This is a genomic window from Rhodospirillales bacterium (genome assembly GCA_028824295.1).
In the GTDB taxonomy this organism is placed as follows: Bacteria; Pseudomonadota; Alphaproteobacteria; order TMED109; family TMED109; genus VXPW01.
In genome coordinates this window covers 1-16523 of sequence record JAPPED010000023.1, presented here as the reverse complement: position 1 = coordinate 16523, position 16523 = coordinate 1, and the positions used below count along the sequence as shown (strand labels likewise).

Annotated in this window: 17 protein-coding genes; 11 read left to right on the top strand and 6 right to left on the bottom strand. The window is 64.2% G+C overall.

Features of this window, described 5'->3' with window-relative positions; genetic code table 11:
• Nucleotides 1–224 precede the first annotated feature (224 nt).
• From OXH60_10040 to OXH60_10030, 3 genes are read left to right on the top strand one after another with little or no spacing between them, the layout of a single operon-like run.
• Nucleotides 225–1076, top strand: a complete 852-nt coding sequence (locus OXH60_10040) for a fumarylacetoacetate hydrolase family protein (GenBank protein ID MDE0712458.1) — start codon at nt 225–227, stop codon at nt 1074–1076.
• A 27-nt stretch (nt 1077–1103) separates the two neighbouring features.
• A complete protein-coding gene (locus OXH60_10035) occupies nt 1104–2096 on the top strand; it encodes a D-glycerate dehydrogenase (GenBank protein MDE0712457.1) in 993 nt (330 codons plus the stop codon).
• Nucleotides 2096–2830, top strand: coding sequence for an SDR family oxidoreductase (locus OXH60_10030; GenBank protein MDE0712456.1), 735 nt, complete (start codon nt 2096–2098; stop codon nt 2828–2830). The genes OXH60_10035 and OXH60_10030 overlap by 1 nt, the downstream gene beginning before the upstream one ends.
• 7 nt (nt 2831–2837) lie before the next feature.
• Here OXH60_10030 and OXH60_10025 read toward each other — a convergent pair whose 3' ends face one another.
• Nucleotides 2838–3761: a folate-binding protein gene (locus OXH60_10025; protein MDE0712455.1), complete on the bottom strand. Its 924-nt coding sequence runs from the start codon at nt 3759–3761 to the stop codon at nt 2838–2840.
• A gap of 89 nt (nt 3762–3850) precedes the next feature.
• Here OXH60_10025 and OXH60_10020 point away from each other — a divergent pair, with 89 nt between their 5' ends.
• The gene (locus OXH60_10020; GenBank protein MDE0712454.1) at nt 3851–4873 is read left to right on the top strand and encodes a glycosyltransferase; all 1023 of its coding nucleotides are present in this window, start codon (nt 3851–3853) and stop codon (nt 4871–4873) included.
• Nucleotides 4874–5249: 376 nt separating this feature from the next.
• On the opposite strand, the gene OXH60_10015 is transcribed toward OXH60_10020, so the two are convergent.
• Complete coding sequence (locus OXH60_10015; protein ID MDE0712453.1) at nt 5250–5519, bottom strand: hypothetical protein; 270 nt, start codon at nt 5517–5519, stop codon at nt 5250–5252.
• A gap of 288 nt (nt 5520–5807) precedes the next feature.
• The gene (locus OXH60_10010) at nt 5808–6674 is read right to left on the bottom strand and encodes an aldo/keto reductase (GenBank protein MDE0712452.1); all 867 of its coding nucleotides are present in this window, start codon (nt 6672–6674) and stop codon (nt 5808–5810) included.
• A gap of 525 nt (nt 6675–7199) precedes the next feature.
• On the opposite strand from OXH60_10010, the gene OXH60_10005 reads away from it, so the two are divergent.
• Nucleotides 7200–8420: a YbfB/YjiJ family MFS transporter gene (locus OXH60_10005; GenBank protein ID MDE0712451.1), complete on the top strand. Its 1221-nt coding sequence runs from the start codon at nt 7200–7202 to the stop codon at nt 8418–8420.
• A 216-nt stretch (nt 8421–8636) separates the two neighbouring features.
• On the opposite strand, the gene OXH60_10000 is transcribed toward OXH60_10005, so the two are convergent.
• Nucleotides 8637–9023, bottom strand: a complete 387-nt coding sequence (locus OXH60_10000; protein ID MDE0712450.1) for a type II toxin-antitoxin system VapC family toxin — start codon at nt 9021–9023, stop codon at nt 8637–8639.
• The gene (locus OXH60_09995) at nt 9010–9279 is read right to left on the bottom strand and encodes an AbrB/MazE/SpoVT family DNA-binding domain-containing protein (GenBank protein ID MDE0712449.1); all 270 of its coding nucleotides are present in this window, start codon (nt 9277–9279) and stop codon (nt 9010–9012) included. The genes OXH60_10000 and OXH60_09995 overlap by 14 nt, the downstream gene beginning before the upstream one ends.
• A gap of 926 nt (nt 9280–10205) precedes the next feature.
• Here OXH60_09995 and OXH60_09990 point away from each other — a divergent pair.
• From OXH60_09990 to OXH60_09965, 6 genes are all read left to right on the top strand, one after another.
• Nucleotides 10206–10895 (top strand): ATP-binding cassette domain-containing protein, encoded by a 690-nt coding sequence (locus OXH60_09990; GenBank protein MDE0712448.1) that lies wholly within the window; start codon nt 10206–10208, stop codon nt 10893–10895.
• A complete protein-coding gene (locus tag OXH60_09985) occupies nt 10892–12277 on the top strand; it encodes an ABC transporter permease (protein ID MDE0712447.1) in 1386 nt (461 codons plus the stop codon). The genes OXH60_09990 and OXH60_09985 overlap by 4 nt, the downstream gene beginning before the upstream one ends.
• Before the next feature lie 25 nt (nt 12278–12302).
• Nucleotides 12303–12884 carry a hypothetical protein gene (locus tag OXH60_09980; GenBank protein MDE0712446.1) on the top strand — a complete coding sequence of 194 codons (582 nt, stop codon included), beginning with the start codon at nt 12303–12305 and terminating at the stop codon, nt 12882–12884.
• 851 nt (nt 12885–13735) lie between these two features.
• Nucleotides 13736–14794 carry a cyclase family protein gene (locus OXH60_09975; GenBank protein MDE0712445.1) on the top strand — a complete coding sequence of 353 codons (1059 nt, stop codon included), beginning with the start codon at nt 13736–13738 and terminating at the stop codon, nt 14792–14794.
• 100 nt (nt 14795–14894) lie between these two features.
• Nucleotides 14895–15362: a hypothetical protein gene (locus OXH60_09970; GenBank protein ID MDE0712444.1), complete on the top strand. Its 468-nt coding sequence runs from the start codon at nt 14895–14897 to the stop codon at nt 15360–15362.
• Nucleotides 15355–15723, top strand: coding sequence for a hypothetical protein (locus OXH60_09965; GenBank protein ID MDE0712443.1), 369 nt, complete (start codon nt 15355–15357; stop codon nt 15721–15723). The genes OXH60_09970 and OXH60_09965 overlap by 8 nt, the downstream gene beginning before the upstream one ends.
• Before the next feature lie 75 nt (nt 15724–15798).
• Here the strand turns inward: OXH60_09965 and OXH60_09960 are convergent.
• Nucleotides 15799–16523: HAD family hydrolase (locus OXH60_09960; protein MDE0712442.1), on the bottom strand; the 725-nt coding region annotated here is incomplete at its 5' end.

Genomic DNA, 16523 nt, shown 5'->3' with positions numbered 1-16523 from the left:
GGTTCCGTCCATTCCCGTTGGAGCGGGCATTGCGCACGGCTTCGCCGTCGGGCAGATGGGTCCGCTGCGGGTCTCTGTCTCCCGGAGGTTGAGCACTGCGGTGGCTTGCGGGGGTTGGGCGCTTCAGCAGCCGGGAAAACGCGGGAGATTCAATGGGGAGGCGTGTTAAGGTGCCCGCCGCGTGCCCGCGGTACGCAGTTCGGTTTCCATGAAGGAGAGTCGTCATGAAATTGGTGCGCTTCGGCCCGCGCGGCAGGGAAAAGCCCGGCTTGATTGATGACGAGGGCAACTTGCGCTCGCTGGAGAAACGGGTGCCCGACATCTCGTCGAAGGTGCTGTCCGACAAGGGGCTGGAGCGACTGGCCAGGATCAATCCGGCACGGCTTCCGAAGGTGACCGGCCGGCCGCGGATCGGGGTCCCGGTCGCCGACATCGGCAAGATCGTCTGCATCGGCCTCAACTACATCGATCACGCGAAGGAAGTCGGCGCCGCGATTCCGGAGGAGCCCATCGTCTTCATGAAACCCACCAGCGCGCTCAACGGGCCGAACGACATCGTCGAGATGCCGAAGGGCTCGAAGAAGTCGGACTGGGAGATCGAGCTTGGCGTGGTGATTGGCACCGCGGCGAACAACGTGCCCAAGAGCCGCGCGCTGCAGCACGTGGCCGGCTACACGGTCGTGAACGACGTGTCGGAACGCGAATGGCAGATCGAGCGCGGCATGACATGGGACAAGGGCAAGGGGTGCGACACGTTCTGCCCCGTTGGCCCGTGGATGGTCACGCGGGACGAGATCCGGAACCCGCAGCGCCTCAACCTCTGGATGGACGTCAACGGCAAGCGCATGCAGGACGGCAACACCAGCACGATGATCTTCGATGTCCGGACGCTGGTCTCCTACATCAGCAAGTTCATGACGCTCTACCCGGGAGATCTGATCGCGACGGGTACCCCGCCGGGGGTGGGCTCCGGCATGAAGCCGCCGCTGTTCCTGAAGCAGGACGACGTCATGGAGCCCGGCATCGAGGGACTGGGCGCGCAGCGCCAGAAGGTGCGGAAGTGGGTTGCCCGCTGATGCACCCGCAGTCTTGACGGAGCGCCCGTGAACCGCCTGTCCGTCCTTGTCCACACCTGGGTGCCCGACGACCTCCGGGCTCGGCTCGACGACCGGTTCGACGCGGACTACCACGACGTGTTCGCCGACGGCCTGCTAGAACCAGAGCCCCTGAAGGAGCGCTTCCGGGACAAGGCCGGGGCGCTGCTGCTGGGGCCGTACGTCGGCGCGGAGGTCTTCGATGCCTGTGCCGGCACCCTCCGGGTGGTCGCCAACATCGCGGTCGGAGTGGACAACATCGATGTCGATGCCGCCACGCGGAACGGCGTGCTGGTGACCAACACGCCGGGCGTGCTGGACGCGCCGGTCGCCGACATGAGCATGGCGATGGTCCTGGCGGTCGGCCGGCGTCTTGCGGAGGGCGACCGGTACGTTCGCGCCGGGCGCTTCCGCACCTATCCCTTCCAGTTGCTGTGGAGCGCCGACATCGGCGGCGAGACGCTTGGGATCATCGGCCTCGGGCGCATCGGCAAGCGGGTCGCCGCGCGGGCGCAGAGCTTCGGGATGAAGGTCTGCTACCACAACCGGAACCGTCTTCCGGATGACGAGGCGGCGGCGCACGACGTGGAGTGGCGGAGCCTGTCCGACCTGCTGGTGGAGGCGCGGTACGTGGTTCTCCTCTGCCCGCTCACACCGGAGACCCGCCACCTGATCGGGGCGCCGGAGCTCGCGCGGATGCGAGATGACGGGTTCTTGATCAACATGGCGCGGGGACCGGTCGTGCACGAGCAGGCGCTGGTGGAGGGGCTGCAGAAGGGGGAGATTGCGGGGGCCGCCCTCGACGTCTACGAGTTCGAGCCCAAGGTCGATTCCGCGCTGTGGGAGATGGAGAACGTGGTTCTCACGCCCCACATTGCGAGCGCCACGCGCACCACGCGTCTGGCGATGATCGACCTAGCTGCCCGCAACCTGGAAGCAGCCCTGACGGGTGGCGACGTCCCGACGCCCGTCAACCCCGAGGTACTGAAAAGGAGCTTCTGATGGCCTGGACCGTGGACCTTTCGGGCAAGGTGGCACTCGTCACGGGCGGCGCCACCGGCATCGGCTATGCGATCGGAAGCGCCTTCCTCGAGGCCGGTGCCGCCGTGGTGGCGACGGCCCGGAGCGATACCTCCCTGGCGGCGTGCAACCCGGAAACTGAGTCCGGCACGATGCAGCTGCTGAAGCTCGATGTGACGAATGATATTTCGATCGACGCCGCACTCGAGCAGATCGGCCGGCTCGACATCCTCGTGAACAACGCTGGCATGGTGAAGCGCGCGCTTGAGTTCCAGAGCGAGAACTTCGCCGACGTGATCAACACCAACCTGATGGGCGTGCAGCGCATGGCCCAGCACTGCCTGCCCAAGCTGGCCTTGACGCGGGGGTGTATCGTCAACGTTGCGTCCATGTGGTCGTATTTCGGTTCGCGCACGGCGCCGGGCTACACCGCTTCGAAGACGGGTCTGGTCGGGCTGACACGTTCGCTGGCGCACGCCTGGGCCGAGCACGGCATCCGCGTGAACGCCATCGCGCCGGGCTGGATCGCTACGAAGATGACGCAGGCGCTCCGGGAGGACCAGGAGCAGTATGAGGGGATCCGGTCGCGGATTCCGATGGGGGAGTGGGGCCGGCCGGAGGACGTCGCGGGCACCGCCGTGTTCCTGTGTTCACCGGCGGCGTCCTACGTGACCGGGGCCCTGATTCCGGTCGACGGCGGCTACTCCGCCGCCTGAAAAACGTTCAGTTGGCCGTCGGCGCTTCGGGGATCGGCGTCCGGATCTTGAGCTTCGCGTCGCCGCAGTCGAGTTCCTCACCTGCCGCTGCCGCCTCGGCGACGAGCGCGAGCCGGACGTGCGCCAGGCCGTCGTTGCCCTGACTCGAGCGCATCGTGCCCACGTCCCGGTTGCCGAGGCGGATCGGCGTTCCTGCGGCCGGCACGGGTCCGGAGGTGATCGCGACGCGCGCCAGTCGCCGGCGCACGGTCCCCCGGTATCGCTGACGGGCCGTGTTCTCCTGCCCGATGTAGCAGCCCTTGGAGAACGAGACGCCGTCCAGCAGGTCGAAGTTGCTCTCGAGGAGGTAGCTCCGTCCGATGACGAGGTCCCGGCTGCCGTCGGGAATGCCGGCGGAGAGGCGGTGTCGGTCGTAGTCGTCGCGGCTGCCCTCCGCAAAGCCAGCCGCCCCGAAGAACTCAGCGAGGCGCGTTTCCGGAAGATGAACGCGGACCCCCAGTTCGTCCGAGCGGGGATCCGTGAACACGATGCCGTCGGCAAGGTTCCGCGCCTGGCCGCGCGTTCCATCGAGTTCCGCCGCCTGCGCCGCGTGCATGCCAAAGCCGACGCCGACGGCGAGCCCCGCATCGACCTCGATGGTGGCCTTGCTGCGGAGCCGGTACAGGGCGAGCTTGCGGGCGAGATCCGGCTGACGCTCGCGCTCGCTGTCCAGGAGGATGGCGCCGCCCGCTTCGGTCAGCAGGAAGTCGTGGAGGTACATGCCCTGGGGGGTCAGCAACGCGGCGTAGAGGGCGCGGTCACCTTCGAGCCGGTCGAGGTCGTTGGTGACGACGTTCTGGAGAAACTCGCGCGCGTCCGGGCCTTCGACCCGGGTGATGACCCGGTCTGGAAGCAGGCACCAGTGACGCAGAGGGGCGTGGTTGTCGGCCATGCGATGTCAGTGTACTAGCGAACCCCGAGAACCTCATCGTACACGGTGCCGGCGCCGGCAGACTTCCCCCTACAGGCCTCCCCATGCTCGTGACCATTGCCGACCGTTCCTTTCCCTTTGACGGGAACACGCCCTGCGAGATCGCCCTGCCTCCCGGCCAGAAAGGCGTGGTCGAGCTGGCAGAGGCCTTGGCGCAGGCAGGCCACACGGTCCGGGTCTTCAACCAGTGCGAGATGTCGACGGTGGTGCGCGACGTGAGCTGGGTCCCCTTGGAAGAGGCAGCCGCGGCCAGCACCGATCTCTGTATCGCGCATCAGGATCCTGAGCTCCTTGACCTGGTGCCCGACATCAAGACCCGGGTCCTGTGGCTGACCGGCTCGGGAAAGCCACTGGTCAAGCCGGAGCGGTTTGCCGCGGCGGCTCGGCACCGACCGACGCTCGTCTACCAGGGTGATGCGCATCTCAAGACCATTCCTGACGCACTCCTCGCGTTCGAGGGGGCCCGCATCCGGAACGGGGTGGGCGAGGCATTCCTGAATGCGGAGGAGCCCCGTCCGGCCGTGTCGCCGAGGGCGGTCGTGACGACGCACCCGTTACTCGGACTCGAGTGGCTCATCGGCCTCTGGCGCAGGCGCATTCACGGCCGCCTGCCCTGGGCTGAGCTCCATGTGTTCTCGAGCGCGCTGCACGGCGCGTCAGAGGGCCGGTCTCCAGCGCCTGCCTACGAGCGGATCCACGCCATCGTCACGGCGGCAGAGAAGTCCGGCGTGCATGTCCACAAACCATTGCCGGATGCGGAAATGGTCGAGTTCCTGAGGGCTGCCCGGGTGCATCTCTACCCGTCCCATGAGACCGACGTCTCGGCGATGACGCTGGCCGAGAGCCAGGCGGTCGGATTGCCGGCGATTGCGCGCCCCTTTGGCGCGGCCGGTGAACGCATCCTTGACGGCAAGACCGGGTTCCTGGCGAAGGATGACAATGCGTTTGCCGAGTACGCCATTCGGCTGCTCGATGACCAGGCGACCCACGCCCGCATGAGTGAGCATGCCCGTGAGCGCGGCGGGCAGTCGTGGAGTTCGGTGGCGGAGGCGTTCGAAGCACTGACCCGCTGAGCCTGTCGGCAAAGGCAGGGAATCCGGGATGATGGCGTCGAGGTAATCAGAGGCGCAGCGAGGACCCAAGACTGCATGTGAGGGTGGGGCGATCTGCCCCGCCCCCCGGGGCAAACTAGTCCGCTGAAAATGTGAGTAATCGGAACGTTTCTGGAGAATGCGGGCACGGCTCGTCTCGCGGCCAGAATTCCCCGAAGGCTGGGTGCTACGTCATCGCGAACAGTCCCCTTGTGCGGCATCTGCACCTGGCCTGTGATCGTCTGCGCAATCCCTGCAAGTTTTCGATCTGCGACCTGACTTCCCGCATGCGCAACGATCCATAGGCCGATCGCTTCCAAGCCCCGTGAGACCTGCGGATGGAAGCGGATTCGATCCGTTACTTGCCGCGCGATGCTTCCACGGCGGCGCGGACGGCCGATAACGCTGCCGCTGGGTCAACGTACTCCGAACGGGCCGTTCGCGGTCGCGCGCGGACTTCCCCGGTGAGGGCGGAAAGCGCGACTTCCCGTTCTTCCTCATCCTGCATTGTGCGCTTGATGGCGTTGGCTACAGCAGCGCTCCGAGCGGCAAACTGCCTGTCCCTGAACTTCTCCGAGGGGATACGGTCGTGGCGGTCAGTGAAGCTGAGTGCGGTCTTTACAGTCATTCGCACTTCCGTTGCATGACCGAGTCATGTCTCCTCTTGGTCCACGGGGGCAGGAGTCGGCTGGCGGTGCGCCGGCGATGGATCGAGGAGTGGGCGTTCGGGACGCTCAAACGGCGGTTTCAGGGGGCCCATCACGGTACCGGGGCTCCTTACGAAGGCCCCCGCTATCAAGTAGCGGAATTGTCGTAATCGACAGCACGGTCACTTCTTTTCCGGTGGGGCGGTTCGGCGTTGTCGGTGCCTGGTCGGAACGCGTTGGCACCGGTCGAGCCTTGCAGCGCGCACCAATCAGTTGGCAATTCCAAACAGCGATGTAGCACGCCTCGTATTGATCATTGCTCGGACGGCAGGGTCATCGGGAGCCTCAACGAATTGGCTCGCGGCATCGAGAACAACCGGCAGCAGATCCAAGTCGCCAACCGTGTTCAGGAAGATCTGCGGTTTGCCCAGCACCCAGTGCACAGCTTGATGAATGTCTTGTGGATCTTCGAAGGGCTGGTACCACGTGTTCCGTATGGGATCCGTAACCGCCCAGGGGCCGCGCGCGATCGACTTGATGGTTTGCACGGCGATGTCCCGTTGTTCGCAGAGCTTGCAAAGAGTTTCGAAGTCCTTGCGGTAACGCGCGTTTTCGTACATCACGAAATTCCACGGCAGCAGGACCGAATCGAAGTCGAAGCGCTGAAGACTTCGGTAGTGCATCGCCGCAATCGTCCAGCCATGACCGGTGACGCCAATGAAGCGCGTCAGACCTTCCTCACGGGCCTCGACCACTGCCTCCAGGGCGCCTTGAGGACCCATTGCGGTCTCACACTCGTCCGGATGACCCAACGAGTGAAGTTGCAGCAAGTCAACGGAGTCCACTCGGAGACGTTCTAGGGAGCGCCGAATTTCGTCCCGCGCAGCCGAATGCGTGCGCTGGCCGGTCTTGGTGGCCAGAAAGAACCGATTACGGTGCTCTCGCATCCAGGGGCCGATCCGACATTCCGCGTCGCCGTAGCGAGGTGCCGTGTCGATGTGGTTGACGCCGTGTTCCAGCAGCAATTCAAGTGCGCGGTCGGCGCGGGCCTGGGTCACATTCTTGAGCGCGGCCGCCCCAAATATTGTGACGGTGCTCAGGTGGCCTGTACGGCCGAAACGACGCGTTTGAATCATGCAAACGATCTCTCGTGTTTCCGGTATTGACCGCGAAGAATGAGAACCGGAACTTCAATGCCCAGCACCTAACGGCGATGATAGGCGTTCGACGTGAACCTCGATGCAAGTAGAAACCGATCTCTGGGTCAAACCCGGCGGTCCTGTCGAGAACGCGGTAACCCGTATACAGCGGCATCTGGCGGAAAACGGGGAAGAAGCGCCCGACGGATCGGTGTGTAACCCGGTCAGCGTGTGGGTTCCATTTGATGACCTGCCGCAAGTGCCGGATGTTGCGGTCATATGCGTGCATTGCTAGAGCGCGGGTCTGGAACAGGTACGGAGTATGGATGAAACTTCATTCGAATATGCACCGCGTTCCCGGACCAGGACGCCAGGCCAAATGCACGAAACCCCCTCCGGGCGATTCTTGATGACCGCCGACACGGCATGTCGAGCTGGCAACCCGAAATTTGAGTGGATGCGCCCCTTGAATCGGGACTTGCAGCGACAGGCATGTGGTGCGGCAGCGACGGGCGCGACCGCATGAGGTCAAGCGGCTCGAGTAGGGCTCCGCTACCGAAGCTCCGCACGATTTTAGGTTCACAGACCCCATTGCACCCGGCTGCCCTGGCGTTGGCTGGTCTCCTGTCGCTGGCGGTGGCAGTCGGTATTGGGCGTTTCGCCTACACCCCGATTTTGCCGTACATGACCGCAGGCCTGGCGTTGGGCAAGTCTGAGGTTGGCCTGATCGCATCGGCTAACTACGCGGGATATCTGCTGGGTGCGCTGGCGGCTGCGTTACGGGGCTTGCCCGGTAATCCGCGTGGCTGGCTGCTCGGAGCGCTGGCGGCAAGCGGGTTGAGTACCTGTGCCATGGCCCTGACGACGGACCTGATGGTGTTTCTGCTGCTGCGTTTCTTGGGTGGAGCGGCCGGAGCGTTAGTGATGGTGTTCGCCTCCTCGCTCCTGATGGACCGGCTCGCGGCCGCCGGCCGCGATGGTTGGGCGGACCTGATCTATGCGGGTGTGGGGACGGGTATCGCGATTTCCTCGCTGGCGGTTCCAGCGTCAGCGTCAGGGATCGAGGACTGGCAAAGCCCGTGGCTGTTCTGTGGTGCTCTTTCCATTGCCCTGTCCGTTCCGGTCGCTGTGCTGTTGCGAGCCCCGTTGACACCTGCCTCGGTTTCTGTGGGATCAAGGGTAGGGCAGGGAGAACAGGGGATTCGTTCGCTCATTGTCGCCTACGGTTTGTCTGGATTTGGCTATGTCATCACTGCAACGTTCGTGTCTGACATGATGCGGATCGACCCCGTGCTGCGGCCCGCTGAAGACCTGGTCTGGCTTTGTGTCGGTTTGGCGGCGGCCCCGTCCGTCGTATTCTGGGGTTGGATAGGGCGCCGCTGGAGTATTCCGGGCGCTTTCGCGGCCGCCTGCCTGGTAGCGGCGGGCGGCGTCGCGATGAGCGTCTTGGTGGACGGAGTTTGGCCAGTGTTATTGGCGGCAGGCCTCCTTGGTGGGACGTTCGTAGGACTGACCGCGTTGGGACTCGTCAGCGTCCGGCGGATGTCCGTTGGCAATCCACGTCGAAATCTGGCGCTGATGACCGCGGCTTTCGGGCTAGGCCAAATGGTGGGGCCGACGTTTGCCGGCGTCCTCTACGATTCGTTAGGCAGCTATCAAGTGCCATCGCTCTTGGCCGCATTTGCACTCGTCGCTGCCGCCGTGTTGGAGGGCGGGCTGCCGCGCAGGCAAGGCACTGAATAGATCCGTTCTGTCGGAGAATGTTGTTGATCTGCGCCTCTAAGCGTGGCTCGGGTTTGCAAGGGTCGCCCAAACACGGCCCATCGCGCAACGATCGCCTTCTTGATTGGATGCCCCCCCCGGCACCTGGATCTTCGCGCATGCTGGCCTGGCGGACAGTCGGCCGTGGCATCCGTTTTCGGCGTCTGCAGACGGGGACGGGTTTTGAGTCGATTCCTCTCAGGGCTCGAGCATTTGTACCGAGCCCCCCTGGGCCTGCTCGATAAAGCGGTGATCGAATGTGAGCATGGCGTCGCATCGCGCGGCGGCACCAAGATGCAGTGCATCGGCAAAGTCCATGCCGGCTTCCGCGCGGTCAAGGGCTGCGGCAATCCGGCCCGGATTCTCGACCGCAACGCCCGGCAGCCCTGCGAAGGCCCGGAGTGCCGACGCGACTTCTTCGGGAGCAAAGCCGTAGACGCTCCGCAAGACCCATTCGCTTTCCAGCAGGACCGTCGTGCTCGCAAACACCGCCCCGCCGTTGACCGCGGCCCGCGCCCTCGCGGACTGGTCCGGATCGTCGCCGGTGAGGTACCGGACCACGACATTGGTATCAATCGCCCGCATGCCGACGTTTCGCCTCCGCCGCAATGCCCGCCTCCATTTCCGACAGGGACCGGGGGGAGCCGTGGAAGGCGAGTCGGCCAAACACCTCGTCCGGCCGGGTCTCCGGGAACCCTGGCGCCGGCTTCAGCAGCACGCCCCCAGATGTGGTTTCGACGGCAAGCCGCGTTCCGGGGCCCCAGCGCAGTGCCCGGCGAATCGCACTGGGCAAGATGACTTGGCCCTTGGTCGAGACGGTAGTGGTGAGCGGTTCCGGCATCGCAAGGCTTCCAGCTCAGCGGGATGTAAGGCAAGAGTAAGATATCACATTCCGTGTTCCGGTCCAAGAGACGTGGATGCGCGTGCCCATTGTGTGAACCTGTAGTTCCTGCAGGGAGTTCAGCGGTCTGACGCTTCTCACCAACGTTGCCACCCTTATCGAGCTAGGCGGCGGCCCGGCGGACCGCCATCCGTTCCTTTTCCGGTGCAGCGAGCCACGTCAGCATATTGCCGCACACTCCACCGGTTCGTGCTGCCAATACGAGCGCGTTGCAGTCAACGACCACTCTCATGTATGTCGGCGGAGCGCATTCGGTGCTCGCCAATGACTACGCCAAGATGTCGGCCGACGGCATGCAGCTTGACGAGAACGAACCGTTTGATGCGCTTATGGAACAATGCGCCTCGAACGAGGCGAGAGCGAATGGCAGGTAACCCGATGCAGGCGACCGCAGCTCCGCGCCTGAATTGGTTGCGGTGTGCGAAATCTCAGACCAGGCATAGCCTGTCGAGCGCGTTGGTCGGTTCCAAGGCTCGTCGAGCATCGGTCCGAATCGGGTGCCCCGCGAGATGACGGCCCCTCTCGAACTGCGCGCCCGACGCGAGATCGATGCGGCCGCGAAGCCACCGTCTGGCTCGTTCAGGATTTCGACGAACTCGTCCTCTTGGCCGAACGTGGTATTTCGATCTGGCAGGTAAGGCAGTCCGGTACCAGCAATCCGAACCGGGTAGGAGCGCGGGGGCGAGTCTCTGACGGGTTGCCTTTTGTGTTACGTTATTACCGGTGCTGGGAGACGCCACGTGTATCTTCGGCAGGTCCGCCGACGGAGAGAGCAAGCGATGCCGCTCACCAAGAACAGACCGCGGCCCGGGCTGAAGCCAGCTGCGACGGCCGCGTGAAGACGTATGACGGACAGTCATTCTGAAGTGTCCCCCCAATCCGAGACTGCACCCCTGCCGGGGCAGGTTCCGGCGATCGAGTTGGCTGCCGCGACATTCGGTTACGGCGGTGTTCCGGTTCTGGAAGAGCTGGACTGGCGGGTCGAACGCGGCGAACATTGGCTCGTCATTGGTCCCAGCGGCGCCGGTAAGTCCACGCTCCTGCATCTGTTGGCCGGTTTCTTGTCCCCTGTCTCGGGGACCGCAAAGGTCCTGGGCATGGACCTGGCGACCCTGGCTACCCCCGCGCGGGACCGCTTCCGGGGCGGGAACATGGCGATCGTCTTTCAACGACAGCATCTGGTTCAGGCGCTCAACGTGACGCAGAACCTAGGCCTGGCCCGGCGGTTGGCGGGATTGGACCCGGGGCCGGAGATCGTGCACAGTACGCTCCGCCGGCTCGGCGTCGATGCGTTCGCCCGGACCCGGCCGGCGGAACTGAGCGTCGGGGAAGCACAGCGCGTGGCGCTGGCTCGGGCGCTGGTCGTGGAGCCGAAGATCTTGCTGGCGGACGAACCGACCGCGAGCTTGGATGATCGGAACGCGGAGACCGTTGCGGATCTCCTAGCGCAGGAGGCGGAACGCCTCGGCTCAACTCTCGTGATGACCACCCACGACGCCCGCGTGCGCGAAAGGTTTGCGCAACGCTTGGTCCTCGGCGATGGGGGGAGTTCGTGAGCGCCTGGGGCCTGGCATGGGCCTGGATTCGGTTCCGGCCGCTGGGTGCCGCGCTGAACGTCGCGCTGCTCGGCCTGGGGACTGCGACCATTGCCTTGCTGATGATAGCGGTCCAGCAGTTCGAGCAGCGGCTCACCGCGGACGCCGACGCCGTCGACATGGTGGTCGGCGCGAAGGGCAGCCCAATGCAGCTGGTGCTCTCGACGGTGTTCCATGTCGACGCGCCGGTCGGCAACGTCCCCGCGGAAGAGGTCCAGTTTCTCGAGCAGCACTCGATGGTCAAGCAAGTCATCCCGATGGCGCTGGGGGACGGGTTCCGGGGATTCCGGATTGTTGGGACGGATACGAGCTACCTTGATCTGTACGGCGCGGAGTTGGCCGAGGGCCGGCTGTGGGACGCGCCGCTGGAAGCGGTTTTTGGGGCAGTTTCGGCCGCGCAGACCGGCTTGGGGCTGGGTGACCGTTTCGTCGGGGAACACGGGCTTAGCGAGGCTGGCGGGCCGACCCACGACGACTTTCCCTATGACGTGGTGGGCGTGCTGGCTCCTACCGGAAGCGTAGTGGACCGTCTCGTGTTTACGTCGGCGGCAACGGTTCAGATCGTGCACGAGATGGATCCCTATCACGACCACGATCATGATGATCACGCCGACGACGCGCATCACGACGATCATGCGGACGACGACGATCACGCCGACGACGCGCATCACGATGACCACGCCGACGACGCGCATCACGACGATCATGCGGACGACGACGATCACGCCGACGACGCGCATCACGACGATCATGCGGACGACGACGATCACGCCGACCATGCGGACGATTCGGTACTCCGGGCACCCGAGATCACGGCGTTCCTGGTCGAGTTTTCCACGCCGATGGCGGCGGTGGCGCTGCCTCGAGAGATCAACCAGTCCACGGTGATGCAAGCGGCGCGCCCGGCATACGAAATTCAGCGACTGTTGCGGTTGATCGGGTTTGGTGCCGACGTTGTGCGTGCGTTCGCGGTGATTCTGGTAATTGGGGCGGTGCTCGGCCTTTTTACCGCCCTCTTCCAGGCCCACGAAGAGCGGCGTGCAGACCTCGCGGTCATGCGGGTATTGGGGGCCACGCAACGCCGGCTGTTCTGGCAGATCGTGGCCGAGAGTCTTATATTGACCGTTGCCGGTATAGCACTGGGGCTGGCGCTCGCCCACGGTCTGGCTTGGGGTGCAAGCCTGTGGTTGTGGGAGTACAGCCAGATCCTGGTGTCGTTCGCTTGGGCCGACGGGGAAATCGTACTGGTTCTGACAGTGCTCGGGCTCGGCGTCCTGGCAGCGCTTCCGTCTGCCATTCGGGCCGCCGGAATCGATATTCCTCGTGTGTTGTCCGGCGGCTAAGGCGCCGGCGTGAGGGAGATCGAACATGCAGATTTGTCGGCCTTTCCCAGGGGCTGTCGTGGCGGCGGTGGTGATCGGCTGGGCGATGTGGGCCACTGCGCAGGATTACGGGCAGGACTACGAGCAGGATGCGGTGTCGGTGACGGCGGAAGGCGCAGACGTGGCGATCGACGAAGAGCCGCACGAGCGCATGGACTACCGAGAGGCGCTTGAGCTCGGCATTACACCTGCATTGCCAGAGATTGAAGATGCCGTCTCGTGGGACCTGTTGATCACCAGCACGCTGGGTTACGACGAGCGGTTTGACGAACTGCGTCCGATGTTCCCGCCAGAAGTGCGGGCGCTAGCGGGGACCCAGGTCAAGATTGTTGGCTTCAATATCCCGCTCGACAGTTCGGGGCACCGAATTCTGCTGAGTCTGATCTCGCCTTCGTGTCCGTTCTGCCTGCCGGGCGGGCCGGAGACCGTGGTCGAGGTCGAAGCGGTGGAGTCAATCGGGATGCAATTGGAGCCGATCATACTGGAAGGGACGTTCGAACTGATTGGCGATGGAGTCTGGACGGGGCGCTACTTCTATCGTTTGACGGGCGCTCGAAGAATTTCCTGAACGGCCCGTCCTTGTCGTGCAGATTCCCGGCACACAGTTTGGTCGTGAGCCCGTTTGCCCAATCGTGATCTGTGGTGCTGAGCCGTTCAGGCCATCGGTGGCTTGGACGTCGCTGCGGCTGCTGGATCAGGCGGGGTCCGAGGCGACGGAGCCGGAGCGCCATACCTGCCGTGGGCGGGCCTGAATGCCGGGTCGATCGCCGAGAGCGCGCACTACTGCAGGCCGGGACGAACGATCTCATTTGGACGACCTTTGGCGTCAGCCGTGACGATGCCGGGCGATCCCTCGCCGGGCATCTGGAGGCGGGTGTGTTTGCAGTGGATCCATTCAGGTCGCTCGACGTCGCAGGAGTGGGCGGACTGATTCAGTGTGCCCCTGCCCGCAGACGGGCCGCGCGATCGGCCTGAAGCTGGCTAGCCGTGGGGATCACTGGTGCGACCCGGCGTCGGTTCTGCATGGGCGTCTCCTTGGCCTCGATTGAGGGTCCTGCTCGCCGTACCCCGTGCCGATCGCACTATTGGCAGCCGCACGCAGCGGTCGAGTCCCGTACCGGGAGCCCCGCCTCCACAGATTGATCAGGATCGCGTCGAGCAGGCGTCGATATCCGTGTTCGGGCCGGACACTGTCAGGAATGTGAAGAGGCGCGACATAAATGCTTGGCGCGCTGCGGTGAGGCCGCGTGTTGCGGCAGGTCAGTTATAGAAACGGTATCAAGAAGTTATACGAATGCTTGGACAAGGATTGTTCGGCTTCGTCCGGAATCCGGGCCCCTCCTTGCAAAAAGTTATATGGTTACACTTCTGGAACGTTCCGTTGGATGGTTCCGACGGATCCCGGATGGAGGAAATCACATGAAACTTCACGTGTTGTTGCCGATCGCGGCAGCATTCATGCTGGTGGCGTCGGCTCACGCCGGTAACAATCCGGTTGACGAGAACTGGTGGCCCAGTGAGTTCGGAGCCGACGACGAGGCGGGCGCCACGAACTGGATCACGCCTGAGAAGCGGATGGCAGCCGCGGCGCTGGTCAAGACCGGTCGGGTCGCCACCTTGGGCATGCACTACCACAACACGACGCCGCTGTTTCCCGGACGCGTGCTGTCCCTCACGATCCCTGGCGGTGGCCTACCCACGCACGATCTGGCCTGGTCGGGCGACAGCTACCGTCAAACCTTCATGGACGAACTGATGACGGCCAACATCGGTCAGGTCGGCACGCAGTTCGACTCGCTTGCCCACCCCATGATCAAGGTCGAGGGACAGGACGGCTGGAAGGACGGCAACTATCTCTACAATGGCTATCGCCTGGAGGACGTCGGCGGACCATACGGCCTCAAGAAGAACGGCACCGAGAACGTCGGCTCCTTCTTCACGCGCGGCATCCTGATCGATCTCGTGGCGTTGAAGGGCGGGAACCTGCCGATCGGCTACCCGATCACCATGGATGACTACAACGCGGCATTGGCGGCGCAGGGTATCGCAGACGCCGGCCAGGGCGACGTGGTGCTCGTCCGGACCGGGTGGAACGATATCTGGCGGGACAACCACAACCTGCCGACAGGTGAAGCAATCGCAAACAACGCGGCCTTCAACGCAGGCGGCCCTGGGATAGCCCCCGACGTCTGCGACCACCTCGCTGGGAAGAAGATCGCGATGCTGGGTGCCGACAACTGGGGCATCGAACCGTACGACTTCGCCGGTCAAGGCGATTGGCCAACGCCATTCGCCGAGGTCAAGGACTGGGCGTACTGCCACATGAACCTGTCGGTGCGCCGCGGGATCTACCTGTTTGAGAACCTCGATCTCAAGCAGCTGGGCGAGGACCAGGCGTACGAGTTCCTGTTCTCGTGGGCGCCGCTCAAGCTCGTGGGCGCCACTGGTGCACCGGGTAACCCGATCGCCGCTTACTGAGGATGCACTGATGCTGGAGACCGCGATGGTCGCTGGTCTCCAGCATCTTCTTGGTGCCACTTTCGGAAGGGTTTGGTGCCACTTTTGGAAGGGTTGACAGATGAAGCTTCGACGTTGGCTGACCACGGCTCTAGCATGTGCGATGGCGGTGATGGCGTCCGGCTCGACGCTCGCTCAGCAGGACCAAAGCAATCTCTTTCCGGTGCCGGAGGTCGAAGACGCCCTCTCCTGGCGATCGCTTGGAGCGGCGGAAGTCCAATTCGATGGCGATCGCGCACGCACGGTGGTCCCTGAGGATCTGTTGGAGCAGGAGGGGGAGACCGTCAAGGCGGTCGGATTTCTGCTGCCGCTAAGCACGTCTGGCGACCGGCAGTTCCTGATGGAGACGTCGCCCCACTGCCCGTTCTGCTTGCCGATTACACGGGAAAGCCTGATTGAGCTGACCAGTGATGAACCAATCGGGTTCTTGTTCCGTGCCGTGGTGGTCGAGGGGCGTTTCGACATTGCCGATGAGACGGTCGAGGGATCCCTGTACCGAATGACAAACGTGGAGCTCCTTGATGAATGACCGGGTTCGGCGCGTCTTCTCGTTCGCGTTGATCGCTGCCGGAATGGTTGCAGCGGCCGTTTCGGCGGCCGAGGCGGCCACCCGAATCGACTGCCCGGGCCAGGTGCTGTATCGGTTCCACTATTCCGACGGCAATCTCGCAGCGGGCGCGGAGGCAGATTGGGGCCTGAAGATCCGCCGCGGTGAAGGCGAGCGGACGGTGGGGTTGCCGAAGCTGTACGTCCGTCAAGGCGAGTTGGTCTGTGAGTACGAGTTGCCGAACGGTGCTTTCGCTCTGGTAAGTCGTCCAGGCCCGGACGGCGCCACTTGCACTGCCGGCGCGGACGACTCGCTTTCGCTCGCGTATTTCGCCTGCGAGTGACGTGCACAGGGTGCGCCAGGCGCGCTAGCTGACGACCTCCGGAAACACGTTCATGGCCAGCGGGTTACCGCCCGGTCATGTTTCGGAGGCTACGCGGGCGAGTTCGATCAAGCTATCCAGCTCCAGGTCGTATGGGCCCGATTGCCTACGTGGCGGCGCGTCTCCTGAATCCCGCCCCCACTCGTCAGGTCTTCGGATGAGCGCCGTCCTGAAACCGACCGAGCGCGCCGCATCCAGGTCATAGGGGTGGCTGGCGACCATCAGGCATTGATCGGGCGTCAACTGCAGACGTGTGGCGGCACGGCGATAGGCTTCGGGCAAGAGCTTGTAGACACCGAGTCCCTCGCAGGAGAGAACGGCGTCCCAGGTCAGCCCGTTGCAGCGCGCCGTGTCGATGATCAGCCGATAGGACAGGATCGTGAAGGACACGACGATGTGGGTCCCTCGGAGGGCCCGCAATCCTTCGCGAACATCGGGCCAGGCGGTGAAGCGGTGTGGCGCTTCCCAGGCGATCGCATGCCGGTTTTCGGCGTCGAACGCTTCGAGTTCTGCTTCAGCGCAAAGTGCGTCGAGGCAAAACCGGTGGGCGTCGTCGATGTTGTGGGTAGGTGGCCCGTCGCGCCCTTGGTCGAGCATGGCTGCCAGCGACTTCCGCCGGAGGTCATTGGCCAGCTGCGCCCAGTCACGCTCGATGCCGTGGCGTAGGCCGGCTTCGGCAAGAGCGTCGCGAAAGCCGCTGTGCCAGTCGAGCAGGGTGCCACCGGTATCGAACGTCAGCGCCTTGATGCCAGCCAGGTTCA

What these genes read in the sequence shown, in the direction of transcription:
- OXH60_10040 (MDE0712458.1), top strand. Translation starts at nt 225, where the DNA reads ATGAAATTGGTGCGCTTCGGCCCGCGCGGCAGGGAAAAGCCCGGCTTG.
- OXH60_10030 (MDE0712456.1), top strand. Translation starts at nt 2,096, where the DNA reads ATGGCCTGGACCGTGGACCTTTCGGGCAAGGTGGCACTCGTCACGGGC.
- OXH60_10025 (MDE0712455.1), bottom strand. Translation starts at nt 3,761, where the DNA reads ATGGCCGACAACCACGCCCCTCTGCGTCACTGGTGCCTGCTTCCAGAC.
- OXH60_10015 (MDE0712453.1), bottom strand. Translation starts at nt 5,519, where the DNA reads ATGACTGTAAAGACCGCACTCAGCTTCACTGACCGCCACGACCGTATC.
- OXH60_10010 (MDE0712452.1), bottom strand. Translation starts at nt 6,674, where the DNA reads ATGATTCAAACGCGTCGTTTCGGCCGTACAGGCCACCTGAGCACCGTC.
- OXH60_10005 (MDE0712451.1), top strand. Translation starts at nt 7,200, where the DNA reads ATGAGGTCAAGCGGCTCGAGTAGGGCTCCGCTACCGAAGCTCCGCACG.
- OXH60_10000 (MDE0712450.1), bottom strand. Translation starts at nt 9,023, where the DNA reads ATGCGGGCGATTGATACCAATGTCGTGGTCCGGTACCTCACCGGCGAC.
- OXH60_09995 (MDE0712449.1), bottom strand. Translation starts at nt 9,279, where the DNA reads ATGCCGGAACCGCTCACCACTACCGTCTCGACCAAGGGCCAAGTCATC.
- OXH60_09980 (MDE0712446.1), top strand. Translation starts at nt 12,303, where the DNA reads ATGCAGATTTGTCGGCCTTTCCCAGGGGCTGTCGTGGCGGCGGTGGTG.
- OXH60_09975 (MDE0712445.1), top strand. Translation starts at nt 13,736, where the DNA reads ATGAAACTTCACGTGTTGTTGCCGATCGCGGCAGCATTCATGCTGGTG.
- OXH60_09970 (MDE0712444.1), top strand. Translation starts at nt 14,895, where the DNA reads ATGAAGCTTCGACGTTGGCTGACCACGGCTCTAGCATGTGCGATGGCG.
- OXH60_09965 (MDE0712443.1), top strand. Translation starts at nt 15,355, where the DNA reads ATGAATGACCGGGTTCGGCGCGTCTTCTCGTTCGCGTTGATCGCTGCC.